This is a genomic window from Tardiphaga sp. 215_C5_N2_1 (genome assembly GCF_052076055.1).
GTDB lineage: Bacteria > Pseudomonadota > Alphaproteobacteria > Rhizobiales > Xanthobacteraceae > Tardiphaga > Tardiphaga robiniae.
The window spans coordinates 3243338-3260197 of the sequence record NZ_CP197240.1 but is presented as its reverse complement, the minus strand read 5'-3'; the positions used below and the strand labels follow the sequence as shown (position 1 = coordinate 3260197).

General features: G+C 62.1%; 16 protein-coding genes and 1 tRNA gene. 15 read left to right on the top strand and 2 right to left on the bottom strand.

Translation table 11 applies throughout. The features are described from left to right. Nucleotides 1-56: 56 nt before the first annotated feature. The 7 genes from AB7828_RS15555 to AB7828_RS15525 all read left to right on the top strand — a co-directional run bounded on the left by AB7828_RS15555 (nt 57) and on the right by AB7828_RS15525 (nt 4404). The gene (locus AB7828_RS15555; protein ID WP_184511824.1) at nt 57-680 is read left to right on the top strand and encodes a Maf-like protein; all 624 of its coding nucleotides are present in this window, start codon (nt 57-59) and stop codon (nt 678-680) included. After that, a complete protein-coding gene (gene yacG, locus AB7828_RS15550) occupies nt 670-846 on the top strand; it encodes a DNA gyrase inhibitor YacG (RefSeq protein WP_175366280.1) in 177 nt (58 codons plus the stop codon). The genes AB7828_RS15555 and yacG overlap by 11 nt, the downstream gene beginning before the upstream one ends. A gap of 158 nt (nt 847-1004) precedes the next feature. Continuing rightward, nucleotides 1005-1080, top strand: a tRNA-Phe gene (locus tag AB7828_RS15545). A 176-nt stretch (nt 1081-1256) separates the two neighbouring features. Next, the gene (locus AB7828_RS15540) at nt 1257-2516 is read left to right on the top strand and encodes a tyrosine-type recombinase/integrase (protein WP_120286960.1); all 1260 of its coding nucleotides are present in this window, start codon (nt 1257-1259) and stop codon (nt 2514-2516) included. An 88-nt stretch (nt 2517-2604) separates the two neighbouring features. Then, nucleotides 2605-3144: a lytic transglycosylase domain-containing protein gene (locus AB7828_RS15535; protein WP_120286959.1), complete on the top strand. Its 540-nt coding sequence runs from the start codon at nt 2605-2607 to the stop codon at nt 3142-3144. Nucleotides 3145-3338: 194 nt separating this feature from the next. After that, nucleotides 3339-3614: a hypothetical protein gene (locus AB7828_RS15530; protein WP_199711954.1), complete on the top strand. Its 276-nt coding sequence runs from the start codon at nt 3339-3341 to the stop codon at nt 3612-3614. After that, entirely contained in the window at nt 3583-4404 is an 822-nt protein-coding gene (locus AB7828_RS15525) for an IS110 family transposase (RefSeq protein WP_439064788.1), read from the top strand. The genes AB7828_RS15530 and AB7828_RS15525 overlap by 32 nt, the downstream gene beginning before the upstream one ends. Nucleotides 4405-5319: 915 nt before the next feature. Here AB7828_RS15525 and AB7828_RS15520 read toward each other — a convergent pair. Both AB7828_RS15520 and AB7828_RS15515 read right to left on the bottom strand, forming a co-directional pair. Continuing rightward, entirely contained in the window at nt 5320-6681 is a 1362-nt protein-coding gene (locus tag AB7828_RS15520; protein ID WP_441230526.1) for an IS1182 family transposase, read from the bottom strand. A 535-nt stretch (nt 6682-7216) separates the two neighbouring features. Beyond that, the gene (locus tag AB7828_RS15515; protein ID WP_441230525.1) at nt 7217-8641 is read right to left on the bottom strand and encodes an NAD-dependent succinate-semialdehyde dehydrogenase; all 1425 of its coding nucleotides are present in this window, start codon (nt 8639-8641) and stop codon (nt 7217-7219) included. Nucleotides 8642-8910: 269 nt separating this feature from the next. Here AB7828_RS15515 and AB7828_RS15510 point away from each other — a divergent pair, with 269 nt between their 5' ends. The 8 genes from AB7828_RS15510 to tcuB all read left to right on the top strand — a co-directional run bounded on the left by AB7828_RS15510 (nt 8911) and on the right by tcuB (nt 16790). After that, entirely contained in the window at nt 8911-9909 is a 999-nt protein-coding gene (locus AB7828_RS15510) for a Bug family tripartite tricarboxylate transporter substrate binding protein (protein ID WP_309943676.1), read from the top strand. Further along, nucleotides 9896-10291 carry a hypothetical protein gene (locus AB7828_RS15505; RefSeq protein ID WP_231079465.1) on the top strand — a complete coding sequence of 132 codons (396 nt, stop codon included), beginning with the start codon at nt 9896-9898 and terminating at the stop codon, nt 10289-10291. Before AB7828_RS15510 ends, AB7828_RS15505 begins: the two co-directional genes overlap by 14 nt. After that, on the top strand, nt 10288-11145 hold the full coding sequence (locus AB7828_RS15500; protein ID WP_441230524.1) for an alpha/beta fold hydrolase: 858 nt from the start codon (nt 10288-10290) through the stop codon (nt 11143-11145). The genes AB7828_RS15505 and AB7828_RS15500 overlap by 4 nt, the downstream gene beginning before the upstream one ends. A gap of 14 nt (nt 11146-11159) precedes the next feature. Then, complete coding sequence (locus AB7828_RS15495) at nt 11160-12371, top strand: ABC transporter substrate-binding protein (protein ID WP_441230523.1); 1212 nt, start codon at nt 11160-11162, stop codon at nt 12369-12371. Nucleotides 12372-12450: 79 nt separating this feature from the next. Next, nucleotides 12451-13338, top strand: coding sequence for an NAD(P)-dependent oxidoreductase (locus tag AB7828_RS15490; RefSeq protein WP_441230522.1), 888 nt, complete (start codon nt 12451-12453; stop codon nt 13336-13338). A gap of 11 nt (nt 13339-13349) precedes the next feature. After that, on the top strand, nt 13350-14102 hold the full coding sequence (locus tag AB7828_RS15485; protein WP_441230521.1) for an IclR family transcriptional regulator: 753 nt from the start codon (nt 13350-13352) through the stop codon (nt 14100-14102). A gap of 62 nt (nt 14103-14164) precedes the next feature. After that, on the top strand, nt 14165-15595 hold the full coding sequence (gene tcuA / locus AB7828_RS15480) for an FAD-dependent tricarballylate dehydrogenase TcuA (protein ID WP_441232249.1): 1431 nt from the start codon (nt 14165-14167) through the stop codon (nt 15593-15595). Beyond that, on the top strand, nt 15579-16790 hold the full coding sequence (tcuB, locus tag AB7828_RS15475; protein ID WP_441230520.1) for a tricarballylate utilization 4Fe-4S protein TcuB: 1212 nt from the start codon (nt 15579-15581) through the stop codon (nt 16788-16790). The genes tcuA and tcuB overlap by 17 nt, the downstream gene beginning before the upstream one ends. Nucleotides 16791-16860 lie beyond the last annotated feature (70 nt).

The window sequence follows — 16860 nt, the reverse complement described above, 5'->3', positions numbered from 1 at the left end:
TCGAAGCAGAGCCCTTCCGATAGGTTCCGGCCGCATTTCCAGGATCATCGCCCCGCATGCTTGGCCGCCCCAAATTCGTTCTCGCCTCCGGTTCGCCCCGTCGTCTCAGCCTGCTCAATCAGGCCGGGATCGAACCCGATGCGCTGCGCCCCGCCGATGTCGACGAGACCCCGAAGCGGGGCGAGTTGCCGCGCGCCTGCGCCAATCGCCTGGCACGCGCCAAGGCGGAAGCGGCGCTCAAGTCAGTTCAGCTCGACGACGAACTCCGCGGCTCGTTCATTCTTGCAGCCGATACCGTGGTGGCCGTCGGTCGTCGCATCCTGCCCAAGGCGGAACTGGTCGATGAGGCTTCGCAGTGCCTGCGGTTGCTGTCGGGCCGCAACCACCGTGTCTATACGGCGGTCTGCATCGTCACCCCCAAGGAAAGCTTTCGGCAGCGGCTGATCGAGACCAAGGTGCGCTTCAAGCGCCTTAACGAAGAAGACATCTCGACCTATATCGGCTCTGGCGAATGGCGCGGCAAAGCCGGTGGCTACGCCGTGCAGGGCATTGCCGGTTCCTTCGTGGTCAAGATGGTCGGCTCCTACACCAATATTGTCGGCCTGCCGCTCTACGAGACCGTCACACTCCTCGGCGGCGAGGGCTTCCCGATCCGTTTCGGATGGTTGAATGCAAGCTAAGGCGTCCAAATCTGGCGAAAAGCCGTGCCCGATCTGCGGCAAGCCCGCGGTGGAGGCCTCCAAGCCGTTCTGCTCCGAGCGTTGCCGCGACGTCGATCTCAATCGCTGGCTGTCGGGTTCCTATGCGATTCCCGGCAAACCGACGGATGACGAGGACGCCGAATAGGCTTGACGGGCATTCGCGCTGTCCAAGCCGGTCCGAAGCGGTCATTTCCCATTGTTTTGACGGGAAAATCTTCGTTCACAGAAATGCCATCGGGCGGGTGGACAGGGCCGATTTGCCTGACTATAAACCGGCGCTCCCTGGACCTGATCCGGGGCGGCGCCCAGGTAGCTCAGTTGGTAGAGCATGCGACTGAAAATCGCAGTGTCGGTGGTTCGATCCCGCCCCTGGGCACCATTTGTTGTCCCCCAGCTTCCTCCTCTGTCCGCTGATGTGCTATAAGTGCTTGAATTAGAGCGCTTTCTCGTTCGCTGACATTCGCGACCGTCCGCCGGCAGCCGTTGTTTTTGTTGGTATTGCTGTTGGTATCCCGTCGATCGCGTGTTGGTAGATTGACTGCGGGGACCTAATCGATGCCGCTTTCGGATGCCGCCTGCCGTGCCGCCAAATCCGCCACGAAGCCCTACAAAATCAGCGACGGAGGCGGGCTGCATTTGCTTGTTGAAAAGAACGGGTCGCGGCTTTGGCGGCAGGCGTATCGGTTCGACGGAAAGCAGAAGCTGATCGCGCTGGGCGCCTATCCGGCGGTCAGTCTCGCCGACGCCCGCGCCGGTCGGGACGCGAACAAGACGCTTCTGGCCAAGGGCATCGATCCGTCCGCGCAGCGCAAGTTGGATCGCAGCGCGGCGCGCATCGCGCGCAGCAATACGTTCCGGATCGTCGCGGACGAACTGATCACGAAGTTCGAAGCCGAGGGCGACGACCCAAAGACAATTGAGAAGAAAAAATGGCTTCTCGGCTTCATCAACGCCGATTTGGGCGATCGACCGATCGCCGAAATCAAGGCGTCGGAATTGCTTGATGTACTTCGAAAGATCGAGAGGCGAGGGCGATATGACACGGCCCGACGCGCCCGCAGCATTAGCGGTCGTGTCTTCAAATATGCGATCAGCACCAATCGCGCCGAGCGCGACCCATCGGCTGACCTAACGGGGGCCCTCATAGCGCCAAAGGTCAATCACCGGGCCGCCATCACCGAGCCGAAGGCCGTCGGCGCGCTTCTCCGCGCGATCGACGACATGGACGGTCAGATCACAACACGCGCAGCGTTGCAGCTGATCGCCCTTACCTTCGTTCGGCCGGGCGAACTGCGGCACGCGGAATGGAAGGAATTCGATCTGCGGGACGCCGTCTGGAACATTCCGAAGGAAAAAATGAAGATGCCGCGGCCACACAAAGTGCCGCTGTCTCGACAGGCGATTGCGATCATCAATGACCTTCGCGAAGTCACAGGCACGTCGCCCTATTTGTTTCCGCAGATCCGCTCGTGGCATCGTCCAATTTCCGATGGGACGCTAAACGCTGCGCTTCGCCGGCTTGGGTACACGAAAGCGCAAGTGACCGCGCATGGCTTCCGGTCGACGGCATCGACACTGCTGAACGAAAGCCGCCGCTCGGATGGCAGGCGCCGTTGGGATAGCGATGCTATCGAGCGTCAATTAGCGCACCAAGAGGAAGACGAGGTTCGCGGTGCCTATAATGGCGCCGAATATTGGGAAGAACGCGTCCCGATGATGCAGTGGTACGCAGATTACCTGGATGACCTCCGCAGGTCCGGAACCGTTCTGTCGACCGCGAAGGCCCGGCGATCCCGATCGTCGTCAGCATCCTAGCCGTCGAACCTACCGTACTAGCTAGACAACGCCGCTTCAATCGGTCGCGGCGCCGCTTGCTGTACCGGCGCACTGGATACGCGCCGTGATGACCGTCGAAAGTGCCGGTGACCCGCGGGCCAGATCGCCAAAAGGTGCGATGGGATTGATGCAGATCATGCCCGAGACCTGGGCGGACCTGCGCGCACATCGCCGCTTCGGCAACGATCCCTACGATCCCCATGACGGCATCCTGGCCGGTGCTGTGTACCTCCGCGAACTGCACGACCGCTATGGCTCGCCCGGTTTCCTCGTCCCGTACAATGCGGGCCCGTGCCGCTACGAACACTATCTCGCGGGCCGTCCACTGCCGGCGGAGACCCTCGCCTATGTGGCAAAGATTACTCTTTTGTTGGGTGGCGGTGAACTCGCCGGTCCGCCCTCCGTCGCTGCTGTTCATTCGAAGTCATGGACCGAGGCGCCGCTGTTCGTCGGGCGATCCGAACGCGCAACCGCTGCCGATCAGGTGTCGGCTGAGCTTCGATCGAACCGCGCTTCGACGAGTGATCCGATGCGCGATCTCCCAGCAATCGTGCCGCAAGCGCGCAGCCTGTTTGTTGCTCGATCTAATGCCGGTGGCCAGTCATGACGGGATGTGCAGTCTCGCGCGCCATAAGGTGCTTCGGGATAGAACGGCTGGGAGGGCGAGAGCAGCAGGGAAACACGACGACGGCTCTTCAAATCGGGCTTCGAGAAACCGGTGCACGAGAATAGCACGGCCGTGGCGGAATCCGAAGCGTGGTGCAACGACTTATGTGGTCGTTCACACAACGGAGAGCTCCAATGAAACTGTATGTTGGATTGGACGTCGGCCTTGAGGAAACCAGCCTTTGCATCGTCGATAGTGAGGGTCTTACGGTGCGCGAGATAAAGATCAACACGGTGCCGGCGGCGATCCGCTTCGCTCTTGAAAGCTACGCGGATCGCCTCGATACGGTCGGTGTCGAAGCGTCGTCGCTCGGCATCTGGTTGTACCGTGAACTTTCAGCCGGCCGGGGTCCCGATCATTGTTGTCGAAGCGCGCCATATGCGTGTCTCGCTGTCGACGATGCGCAATAAGACGGACCGTGACGACGCCCGAGGCGTTGCGCAGATGATGCGCCTGGCCTGGTACCGCGCGGTCCATGTCAAGAACATCGAGATGCAGAAGATGCGCTCGTTATTAGCCAACAGGAAGCTCCTCAAGCGCAAGCTGATCGATATTGAAAACCACATTCGTGGTACGCTTAGGGCTTGCGGTCTGATGGTTGGAGCAGTCGGCCGCGGGGGATACGAAGCGCGAGTCCGCGAGTTGATCGAGCACGGCGATCCGGTATTTACCATGATGATTGAAGCTATGCTGGAGGTGCGGCGAGCGATCTTCGAAGGCTACGAACGATTGCATAAGGTGCTCCTGCAGGTAGTCCAGCATGATGCGATTTGTCGTCGATTAATGACCGTACCCGGCGTGGGTCTCGTTGCGGCCCTTTCGTTCAAGGTCGGTGTTGATGGTCCTCTTCGTTTTGCGCGATCTCGGACACTTGGTGCGCATTTTGGCCTGACGCCGAGAGGGCACCAGTCTGGAACCTCCATCGACTATGAAGGCCGAATTACGAAGCAGGGTGACGTCGCGGTTCGCGAGGCGCTTTGCGAGGCGGCCGCAAGTCTTCTGCTGCGGGTCAGGAAATGGTCGGCGTTGCGGGCGTGGGGCCCGCGGATAGCCAAGCGGTCAAGCATGCTGTGCGCGATCGTCGCGGTCGCGCGCAAGCTCGCGGGCATCCTACATCGAATGTGGGTCGGCGAAACGGACTTCCATGTCGGCTTTGGTGCAAAGGCGACGCAGCGACTGCGATTGAAGCCTGCAAAGTAACTGCTGCAGGAGCACGAAAGCTTAACGCTGGTGTTGCACCCGGCATGTTGAGGAGGAGCAAAGATTAGAGATCCGCGCGCGCGTTGAGCGTCCGCTGGCGGGGCCGTGAAACGGGGAATGTCCGCTATCTCTTGCCTGCTTCCGTCCACGTGAGGAGAGCGCCGGACTGCTTGAACAGCCCTGTTTACGAACCTGATGAAGAGCATGCGACAGCCAAGTGCTGAACGCGAAGGAACGCATGGACCCCGCCTGGAGAATGCAGATCGTGCACGTGGTTGTGGCGGACTCTGCTCACCATCAGCGCAGAGAGAAAGGAATTGGTGATATGCGGAAAATCGCGAAAAAGCGTAGCGAAGTGTTGACTTTGACCGCCCGATTAGGAAGGCGAGATAAAAGAGGCTCGCCGCTTAAACCACAAGCCATTGGAATGGCTTGGGTTCGGGCGTGCCGTCGGTCGGGGCGCGTGCCGCGCCTGATGCTTTCGCCAATGAATTCAACAGTGTTTTCGGCACTGCCCGGCATTCCCTGTTCGTGGAGCCTTTGCGATGAGCGCGGGCGACAGCGATTTACGCATCCGGCCTGGCCGCATCCGCGGCACGCGAGCGCCGAAGCCGAAGAGCTTCATCAACTAGGTGCTGCCTGCGCCGGCCGTAGGCTTCAACCTGACAATGCGGTTGTACGGTTCCCAAACTCCGATACGGATCGTACCGGCTCCTGCGGTCAGTAAAGTGAACTAGCGAAGGCGGCATGAGCGGCTACGACGTTTTCGCTGCGCTGGTGAGACAGCATACGCACGGCTTATCGCGATCTGCGGGAAGGTGAGAACGACCGCTTCTGGCGGATTGTGTTGAAGAAGTCGGCGATGTGATTGCTGCCGTGCGCACAGGGATGCGGCGCGCATGGGTCTGTTCCTGCTCAGGCGGGCATTGGAGCAGGCACCGGGATCAGCTTCGCCAGCTTCCGAAGGTTTTGGGCCGTGGCGGCGAGCAGGAACTCGTCTTGAGCACCGCAAGGGCCTCTCAAACGAAGCCGATCGAGGCGCAGGATGCGCTTCAGATGCGCGAACAGCATCTCGATCTTTTTGCGTTCCCGCCGCGACGTGACATAGGCCTCCGTCCTGGCGATCCCGCGCGCCACGTCCCGAGCGCTCTCGTAGATCGAACGCGGCACCTTGCGGGCTGGCATTTTCGGACAGCACCGTGGCTTCAACTCGCAGATGTCGCAGTCACGTTTGCTGGCGCGATAGAGAAGCGTCGCGCCGTCATTCACTAGCGTCCCGGTTGAAGCCAGCACCTTGCCGGCCGGACAAAGATAGATGTCGGCTTCCGGTTCGTAGGCAAAGGCGTCCCGGGCGAACGTCCCATCCTCGCGAGCCGACTTGTCGAACACAGGGATGTGCGGCTCGATCGTGTGATCGTCGACCAGCCAACCCAGCATCTCGGCCGATCCGTAAGCGCTATCGGCAGCCAGACGCTGGGGATGGATGCCGAAGCACTCCCCAGTACGTTCGATCATCGTGCGGGCCGCACCGACCTCGGCCTGTCGAATGGCGCGTGTTGCCTCAACATCGACGATGACCGCAGCCTTTAGATCGATGAGGTAATTGTCGGCATAGGCAAAGAAAGCATGACCTTTGTGAGCCCCGGTCCATTGCGCCGCCGGATCGGATCGGGAGATGAACTTCGGTACCGTCTCGCTCGCCGCGCCCCAGGCCGCCTCGTCCAGCGTGTCGAGGTATTCGCGGACGGATCGCCGCGTCCGGGCAAGCGCTTCCCAGTCATGGCTGTCGGTCCCCGCGGTTGAACGCTGCTTGTTGGCGTCGGCAGCGATCAGGCTGGCATCGACGGCGAAGGCTGTTCCCTCGACCAGTCCCTCTGCCATGCAGCGCCGCACCACCGTCTCGAACAGCTTGCGCAGCAGATCGCAGTCACGGAAGCGACCGTGTCTGTTCTTTGAGAAGGTCGAGTGATCCGGCACCTCTCCGTCGAGGCCAAGCCGGCAGAACCACCGATAGGCAAGATTGAGGTGGACCTCTTCGCACAACCGGCGCTCCGATCGGATGCCGTAGCAGTAGCCTGCCAGCAGCATACGGACGAGCAGCTCAGGATCAATCGATGGTCGTCCGGTCGAACTGTAGAATGGCGCCAGTTCGCTCCGAACGACCGAAAGATCGACGAACCGATCGATCTTCCTCAGCATGTGAGACCCTGGTACATGCCGCTCCAGCGAGAACTCGTAGAACAGAGCCGCCTGATCAGTCTGCTGTGGACCCATCATCGATTCAGTCTCCGCCGATACCGAGATTGAATCAGCGATGGCGCTCCGCTTCAACGGGGGAGTTTTTCAACGCAATCGGCGCAAAGCGGACATGGATGAGTTTTGCGGAAGTTCCGCTTGGGGGGCTGCGGAGGCGTGGATGCTCTTAAACCTGCTTCTTTGTATGGTTGTCGCGAGCGCCACGATCGTCGGGGGCGGCGCGTAGGCATCAAGATCCGGAAGGAAGGCCGCGGCCGGCGCGTCACCTGCACGCGCGGCCGTAGCGTTCTACAGGTCTACGATCTCGGTGCGAGCTGAGGCGCGCAGGCTGGGGTGACCTTTCCCCACTCGCAGGCCCGGCGCTCGCCGAAGCTTCCGTTTGCATGACAACTTCTCGCCACTGCCCCACTTCGCGGACGATGTATTTTTGGGAGCGGTACCGTCGCTTAAACCAATCGCACGAGGGCAGATCGTGTCGGTAAATTGCACCCGTGCGACTCTGGTTCTTCAAAAGTTGTTTGAAGAACCAGAGTGCTTCCCAGCCTCCACGAATGTCTCACGCAAATTTATGCGACACGTTCTTCGTCACCGTGTAGCAGGCGAGGCCCTCGGTACCGCCTTCGCGGCCATAGCCTGAGTCCTTGACGCCGCCGAACGGGGTCTCCGCTGTGGATGCGACGAAGTGGTTGATAGTGAGGTTACCGGTTTCCACGTCGTTGGAGATCCGCTGCACGTTGTCGGCTGACTTCGTGAAGGCATAGGCGGCAAGGCCGAACGGCAATGCATTGGCCTTGGCGATGGCTTCGTCGAGATCGCGCACCGGATTGACGAGAGCGAGCGGACCGAACGGCTCCTCGTTCATCGCCAATGCATCGTCGGGCACGTCGGCGAGCACGGTGAGTGGATAGAAGTAACCGCGATTGTTGATGCGCTGGCCACCCGCGAGCACGCGCGCGCCGCGGTCCTTGGCGTCCGACACGAGCCGTTCCATGGCGTTGACGCGTCGTGAATTCGCTAAAGGCCCGAGCTGCGTGGATGGATCCATGCCATTGCCGATCTTCAGCTTGGCGGCGCCTTCGGCAAAACTCTTTGCGAAGATCTCAAAGTTCTTCTCGTGCACGAAGAAACGCGTCGGCGCGACGCAAACCTGACCGGCATTGCGTGACTTGGTGACGACCGAAGCCTGGGCGGTGGTGACGGGATCAGCATCGTCGCAGACGATCACCGGGCCATGTCCGCCGAGCTCCATGATCGCCGGCTTCATCTGCTGACCGGCCATGGCGGCGAGATGTTTGCCAACCGGTACCGAGCCCGTGAAGGTGATCAGGCGGATGGCCTGATGCGGCACCAGATAGCCGGAGATTTCGGCAGGATCGCCGAACACGAGATTGAGTACGCCCGCGGGCAAGCCTGCATCATGGAACGCGCGCGCCAGCTGCAGCGCGCCGGCCGGGGTTTCTTCCGAAGCTTTCAGGATGATCGAACAGCCCGACGACAGCGCGCCGGCCACCTTGCGCGCCGGTGAGCTCATTGGGAAATTCCACGGCGAGAAGGCCGCCACCGGGCCGATCGGCTGGCGGTACACCGTATGCTGCAGACCGGGACCGGCCGAGATCACGCGGCCATACACGCGCATGCCTTCGGTTGCATCCCATTCGATGATCTCGCAGCCGCGCAGGATTTCGAGCTTCGCCTGATCGAGCGGCTTGCCTTGCTCCAGCACCATCGCCGTCGCCATCTCGTCGACGCGCGAGCGGATCAACGTCGCAGCCTTCAGAATGATTTGCGCGCGCGCGTTCGGTGCCGTCTTGCGCCAAACATTGAAGCCGCGCACCGCCGCATCGAGCGCATCGTCGAGATCGGCTTTCGTCGCATGCGGCACCGTCCCTAGTACGCTCTCGTCGGCGGGATTGATGATCGGCGTGCCGGAGGCCCGGCGCCAGTGTCCGTCCACGTAAAGCTCGATGTTGGGATAGGTCATGTCGAAGTGCACTTTCTTGGTCGTCGGAAGCGGTTGACTCAGCCTCACTTGCGCGGCATCCAATCATATGTTGATATAATAGAACAATAGTTCTGTCAGACAGAACGTTCTGGGATTGAATGAGATCGAAGATGCGTACGATCGGACGATGCGAGATGGCGGAGAACGCAGCGGCAGATGCCGCGGCGCGCGCCACTTGCGTGTCGGTCATCACGCGTCGGGCGCGCTGAACAACAAAATCATCAAGAATATCGATTGGGAGTTGAAACATGAGAGAGCAGTGGGCTGCGGCGTGGTCGCTCACGCGGCGCGGCGCGATGGCAGGCATGCTGGCGGCGACGGCAGCGGTGTTCACACCGGCGCAGGCGCAGGACGTCTATCCGAGCAAGATGATCCGGCTGCTGGTGCCGTTCCCCGCGGGCAGCGCCACCGATGTGGAAGCGCGCTTCCTCGCCGAGAAGGTCGGCGCAGTGCTGGGCCAGAAGATCCTCGTCGACAACAAGCCGGGCGCCAATGCCAATATCGGCGCCGCCGAAGTCGCGCGCGCGCCGGGCGACGGCTATACGCTGTATCTCGCGACCAATTCGACCCATTCGGCGAATGTACATCTTTACAACAAGATGCCATTCGATCCCGTCGCCGACTTCACGCCGATCGCGCGGTTGACGCGCAATCCACTGGTGATGGTGGTCGCCAAGGATTTTCCGGCCAAGGACCTCAAGGAATTCATCGCCTACGGCAAAACCAACCCGGGCAAGCTCAGCTACGGCTCGGGCAACACCGGCAGCATGGCGGCGGCGCAGCTCGTCAAATCGATGGCGAGCATCGACGCCGTGCGCATCTCCTATCCCGGCACGCCGCAGGCGATCACCGATCTGCTCGGCGGCCGTATTGAATTCGTCATCACCGACGTCGCCGTGACGCGCGAATTCATCAACAATGGCAGCCTGCGCGCGCTTGGCGTGACGACGGCGCAGAAGGTCGCCTCGCTGCCCGGCGTAGCGCCAATGGCCGATGTCGGTCTGCCCGGCTATGACTTCGCCGCCTGGAGCGGGTTGTTCGCGCCGAAGAACGTCCCTGCCGACATTGTGCAGAAGCTCAACAAGGCGTTCCTTGAGGTGATGGCGACCGACGAAGCCAAGAAGTTCTTCGCCGATATCGGTCTCGAGCCGGATGTCAGCACGCCCGAAGGCCTCGCCGAACACGTGGCCAAGCAGACCGAATTGTGGGGCCGCATCATCAAGGAGTCCGGTCTTGAAAAGATCTGATCCGGTCAGCGAGGCATTCTCGCAAATTCCGGCGTTGCTCGAACGCGACGCTGCGCTGATCCAGCGCGGGCGCTTCCTCGACGTCGATTGTCTGCTCGGTTCGACCACGCAGGCGTTCCACGTCGCCATTCGCGCCGGCCGCATCATCGATATGGTGGCGGCGCCAGTGCTGATGCGCTCGTGGACGTTCGGCTATCGCGCCACGCCTGACGCATGGACCGCGTTCTGGCAACCGATGCCAAAGGCAGGCTGGCATGACCTGCTCTCGCTCACCAAGCGCGGCGACGCCACGCTCGAAGGCGACATCAAGCCCTTCATGACCAACCTTCAGTATTTCAAGGACCTGCTGGCGCTGCCGCGCAGCGCGGGAGGTGTCGCATGACCGCTTACATCGAACCGATGGTCGGTCGTTACGTGCATGTCGACATCGACGGCACCTCGCACCGGATCTATTTCGAGGAAGCCGGGCAGGGCGTTCCGCTGGTCTGCCTGCACACTGCTGGCTCCGACAACCGGCAGTGGCGCTATCTCCTTGCCGATGAGGAGTTCACGAGGAACTACCGTATCATCGCCTTCGACATGCCCTGGCATGGCAAGTCGAATCCGCCGGCGAACTGGGACGGCAGCGAATATCAACTCACCACCGCACGCTACACACAGACGATCCGCGCGTTCTGCGCGGCGCTCGATCTCGACAAGCCTGTCGTGATGGGTTGCTCGATCGGCGGCCGCATCGTGCTCAATCTGGCGATCGATCACGCCAGCGAATTCTGCGCGTTGATCGGCCTCGAGGCCGCTGACTTTCAGGCGCCGTGGTACGATACGACCTGGCTCAACCGCCCCGACATTCATGGTGGTGAAGTCTGCGCCGCGCTGGTGTCCGGCCTTGTCGCGCCGCAGTCTCCTGCGGCAGCGCGCATGGAAACGCTGTGGGCTTACAAGCAGGGCGGCCCCGGCGTGTTCAAGGGCGACCTGTATTTTTATCGTGTCGATGGTGACCTGCGTGGCCGCACCAAGGCGATCGATACAAAACTCTGTCCGCTCTATCTGCTCACCGGTGAATACGACTTCTCCTGCATGCCCGAAGACACCGTGCGAACGGCCGCCGGCATCGCGGGCACGGAAGTCACCGTGATGGAGCAGCTCGGCCATTTCCCGATGAGCGAGAACCCCGCGCAATTCCGGCGTTACATCGCGCCGGTGCTTGAGAAAATCCAACAACAACAGAAAATCTGAGGAGAGGGCATCACATGACAACCAGGGCATTCACGAAAAGTCTATATCTATCCGCCGCACTCTTGCTGTCGGCGCAGGTCGCCAGCGCTGCCGAGACCATCAAGATCGGCGTGCTGAACGACCAGTCAGGCGTGTTCGCCGACAATGGCGGCGTCGGCTCGGTGGCGGCTGCCGAGCTCGCGGCCGAGGATTTCGGCGGCGAGATTCTCGGGCAGAAGATCGAGGTGGTCACCGCCGATCACCAGAACAAGCCGGACGTCGCTGCGGCCACCGCGCGTCGCTGGTTCGATACCGAAAACGTCGACATGATCGCCGACGGTGCCGCATCGTCGGCCGGCTTCGCCATCCTCGAAGTGGCAAAGCAGAAGGGCAAGATCTTCACCATCAGCGGCCCGGGCTCGTCGGACTTCACCGGCAAGGCCTGCTCGCCGGTGAGCTTCCATTTCAACTACGACACCTATGCGCTGTCGAAGCTAACATCTGAGGCCATCACCAAGGCCGGTGGCAACACCTGGTATTTCATCTCTGCCGATTATGCCTTTGGACACGCTTTGCAGCGTGATGCGACGAAGTTCATCGAGGGCGCCGGCGGCAAGGTAATCGGTTCCTCCGCACATCCGCTCGGCACCACCGACATGGCCTCGTTCCTGCTGCAGGCGCAGGGCTCCAAGGCCAAAGTCGTCGGTCTCGCCACCTCAGGTGCCGATGTGCAGACGGCGATCAAGCAGGCTGGTGAATTCGGCATCGTCGAGAGCGGACAGCAGCTCGCCGGTCTTCTCGTCTTCATCACCGACGTCAATGCGCTCGGCCTCAAGGCGACGCAGGGCCTGCAGGTCACGACCTCGTTTTACTGGGACCTGAACGATGAGACCCGCGCCTGGACCAAGCGCTATTTCGCGATGACCAACAACAAGGTCCCCAGCATGGTGCAGGCCGGTGTGTATAGCGGCGTGCATCACTATCTCGCCGCCGTGAAGGCCGCGGGCACCAAGGACCCGGCCGTGGTTGCCAAGAAGATGCACGAGATGAAGGTCAACGACATGTACAACAAGGACGTCACTGTGCGTCCCGATGGCCGCGTGTTGCACAACATGTATCTGGTGCAGGTGAAGAAGCCGGAAGAATCGAAGTACAAATACGACTACTACAAGGTCGTCACGACTTCGCCCGGCGAACAGGCGTTCCGGCCGATGAGCGAAGGCAACTGCCCGCTGGTCAAGGGCTAAGCGAACCACGACATCGCGGGTGCAGCCTGGCTGCGCCCGCTTCTCGATCTCTCTTGGAATGAAGACGAAGGAGTGCGGCATGGTGAGTGCCATTGGTTTTATCGGTCTTGGCGTGATGGGCGAGCCGATGTGCCGCAATCTGGCCCGTAAGTCGGGCGTGCCGGTGTTCGGCTTCGACCGCGCCGATGCGCCGCTTGCGCGTCTGGCCGAAGCCGGCGTCAAGCGCGCCACCTCGCTGGCCGAACTTGCTGGGCAGTGCGATGTCATCTTCATGGCGCTGCCGAGCGGCAAGCATGTGCAGGAGGTGTGTGAGGGCGATGACGGGCTGCTTGCGTTTGCCGATGCGCGCCACACCGTCGTCGATCTCGGCACCTCGCCCGTCGAAGCCAGCCGCGACCTCGCCAAGCGCTTCGCCGCCAAGGGCGCCGCTTATGCGGATGCGCCGATCGCGCGCACGCGACAGGCCGCCGAAGAGGGCACATTGAGCGTCATGGTCGGCGCCAGCGCCGCCATTTTCGCGAAACTGCAGCCGCTGATCGCCACCTTCGCCACCGACATCACCCATTGCGGCGATATCGGCGCCGGGCAGGTGGTCAAGATCCTCAACAACATGGTGCTGATGGAGACCGTCGTTGCGCTCGGCGAGGCGCTGGAGACGGCCAAGCGCGCCGGGCTCGATCCCAAGCTGGTGTTTGAAACGCTCGCCAAAGGCTCGGCCGACAGTTTCGCGCTGCGCAACCACGGCATGAAGGCGATGCTGCCCGACACCTTCCCGGAGCGCGCCTTCTCCACCGAATATGCCCGCAAGGACATCTCCTATGCGCTCGATCTGGCGAAGTCCGTGGATATCAAGCTGCAGGGCGCGGAACTTGCCGACAAGCTCCTTGGTGAGGCGATTGACGCCGGTGATGGCGACCTCTACTGGCCGGTGATTGCGCGCGTCATCAAGGCGTCGCGGACGGCCTGATGGGAAGCTCGATGAAGAAGCCCGCAACCAAAGCTGTGACGATGGACGCCCCGGTGCGCGAAGCCGGGGAGGGCGTGGCCGCTGTCGAGCGGGCTCTCTCCATCGTGGCGGCGCTCGAAACCGCGGACCAGCCGATGACGTTGGCCGAACTTGCGGTGCGCACCGGCTTCTACAAGAGCACCATCCTGCGGCTACTGGGTTCGCTGATCCCGACCGGCTATGTGACGCGGCTACCGGACGGCAGCTACGATCTCGGTCCCACGGCGTTCCGACTCGGCGTCGCCTTCACCCGCAAGAATGCGCTTGGGCATCACGTGGTGCCGGCGCTGCAGGAGCTGGTCGATCGCGGCACCGAAAGCGCGTCGTTCCATGTGCGGCAGGATGCCGACAATCGCGTCTGCCTGTTCCGGGTCAATTCGCGTCACGCGACGCTCGACCGCGTCGAGGCCGGCCACAGCTACGCACTGCTGCGTGGTGCCGCCGGTCACATCATCCTCGCTTACGCCGGCAGCACGGGTCCGCGTTACGACACTATCCGCACGGATGGGTTCAATGTTTCGCTCGGCGAGCGTGATCCGAGCTGCGCGGCGGTGGCCGCACCTGTGTTCGGCCCGCGTGGCATGCTGGTCGGCGTGATCTCGCTGTCCGGGCCGCGCGAGCGCTTTGGCGAGGCGGAGATTGCCGAAATGAAGCGTGTGCTTGGCCCTGTGGCCGAGAAACTCACAATCAATCTGGGTGGCGAATGGCCGGTCTATCGACGCTGACAATTTTACGTGCGGCGCAAAGCTGCGCAGGACTGGCTTGATCAATGAAAACGACGCCATCCATGCCCGACGTGCTCGTCATCGGCGGCGGCAATGCGGCTTTGTGTTCGGCGCTGATGGCGCGTGAAGCAGGCGCGTCGGTGCTGATGCTGGAATCCGCTCCGAAAGAATGGCGCGGCGGCAATTCGATGCATGTGCGCAACCTGCGCTGCATGCATGACGAACCGCAGGGCGTGCTTGTCGAGGCCTATCCGGAAGAAGAATACTGGCAGGACCTCCTGAAGGTCACGGGCGGCCTGACTGACGAGCCGCTAGCGCGGATGGTGATCCGGCATTCGTCGCGCTGCCGGCCGTGGATGCGCAAGCACGGCGTGCACTTCCAACCACCGCTGTCGGGCGCGCTGCATGTGGCGCGCACCAACGCCTTCTTCATGGGGGGCGGCAAGGCGCTGGTGAATGCCTATTACCGGTCAGCCGAGGCGCTCGGCATCGACATCCGTTACGACACGCCCGTGAAGACGCTTGAGCTGATGGATGGCCAGTTCGTCGCTGCGATTACCGAGTCCGGCGAGCGCATCACCGCGAAAAGCTGCGTGCTCGCTTGCGGCGGCTTCGAGTCCAATCTGGAATGGCAGCGCGAGGCCTGGGGCCAGAACGAGCGTGGTGAATGGACCGCGGAGAACTTTCTGATCCGTGGCACCCGCTTCAATCAAGGGGTGCTGCTCAAATTCATGATCGATGCTGGCGCTGATACCATCGGCGATCCCACCCAAGCGCATTGCGTTGCCATCGACGCGCGCGCGCCGCTCTATGACGGCGGCATCTGCACGCGCATCGATTGCGTCTCGCTCGGCGTCGTCGTCAATCGCGAGGCCCGGCGCTTCTATGATGAGGGCGAGGACTTCTGGCCGAAGCGCTATGCGATCTGGGGCCGCCTCGTCGCGCAGCAGCCCGGCCAGACCGCGTGGTCAATCATCGACCAGAAAGCGATTGGCCGCTTCATGCCACCGGTGTTCGACGGCACCAAGGCGAATACGCTGGACGAACTGGCGGTCAAGATCGGTGTCGATCCCGCGACTTTCGTTGAAACGCTGTCCGCTTACAACGCCGCCTGCCGTCTCGGCAGCTTCGACCACACTGCGCTCGACGACTGTCGCACCGACGGCCTGACGCCGGCCAAGACCCACTGGGCGCGGGTGATCGACACGCCCCCATTCTACGCCTATCCGCTCAAACCCGGCATTACTTTCACCTATCTGGGCATGAAGACCGATGCCACAGCCGCCTGCCGCTTCAACGGCGTTGCGAGCAGCAACCTGTTTGCCGCCGGCGAGATGGTCGCCGGCAATGTGCTCGGCAAGGGCTACACCGCCGGCGTCGGCATGAGCATCGGCACCGCGTTCGGTCGCATCGCCGGCGTCAATGCGGCGGCCGCGACCGGGCATCGCCACCCGACATTCCACGAGGAGCTTCGCTATGCCGCCGCTCACTGAGTCGGAAGCGCCCGTCGCCGGCGGCGCCTGCGAAGGCGGCGTGAACTTCGCCGACGCGCTGACCACAGGCGAGGCGGAGATCGCCCGCGTCATGCAGATCTGCAACGCATGCCGTTATTGCGAAGGGTTCTGTGCCGTGTTTCCGGCGATGACGCGCCGGCTCGAATTCAATCAGGCCGATACGCATTACCTCGCCAACCTCTGCCACAATTGCGGCTCGTGTCTTTATGCCTGCCAATACGCGCCGCCGCATGAATTCGCGGTCAATGTCCCGCAGGCCATGGCCAAGGTGCGGGTGCGCACCTATCAGGACTATGCGTGGCCGCTCGCTTTCGGCCGACTCTATGAACGCGCCGGGCTGACGGTTGCCTTCGCGCTCTCGGGCGGTCTCGCGCTATTCATGATCCTCGCGATCGCGATGAATGGCCGGCTGATCCACGAACCGCTGGCCGGGAATTTCTACGCGATCTTCCCGCACAACTTCCTGGCGCTCTTGTTCGGCACCGTGTTCCTGTTGGCAATGCTGGCGCTCGCCATCGGTGTCGTCAAATTCTGGCGCGAGGTCTCGCCGACGAAGGACGGCAATCCTGCCGACATCAAGGCGGCCGCGCAGGCGCGCGTTCCTGCGGTGGCCGAAGCCGTCCACGACGTCGTGCGACTGAAGTATCTCGACGGCGGCCACGGCGAGGGCTGCAATGAGGGCGACGATACCTTCACGCTGTGGCGGCGTCGCTTCCACCACTTCACGTTGTATGGCTTCCTGCTGTGCTTTGCGGCGACCTGCGTAGCGACGCTGTATCACTATCTGTGGAATCTGCACGCACCCTATGCCTTCGCCAGCGCGCCGGTGATCCTCGGCTCACTCGGCGGCATCGGTCTGATCGTCGGGCCGGCTGGCCTGCTGTGGCTGAACCTGAAGCGCGATGCGCTGCGCGCCGACGTCAAGCAGAACGCCATGGATCGCGGCTTTATCGCGCTGCTGCTGCTGGTCAGCGCCACCGGCTTCGCGCTGCTGCTGCTGCGCGATACCCGCTTCATGGCGCTGTGGCTCGCGATCCATCTCGGCACCGTAATGGCGTTGTTCCTAACGCTGCCCTATGGCAAGTTCGCCCACGGCATCTTCCGCTCGGCTGCACTGCTCAAGTTCAATATCGAGAAGCGGATGCCGAACCGGCTGGGGCTGAGGGGCGAGTAGGGAGCATCCCTGAACGTGCTCATTGAATGTCAGGTACTGGCGCTAAGCGGACATTGAGATACACCTGCTA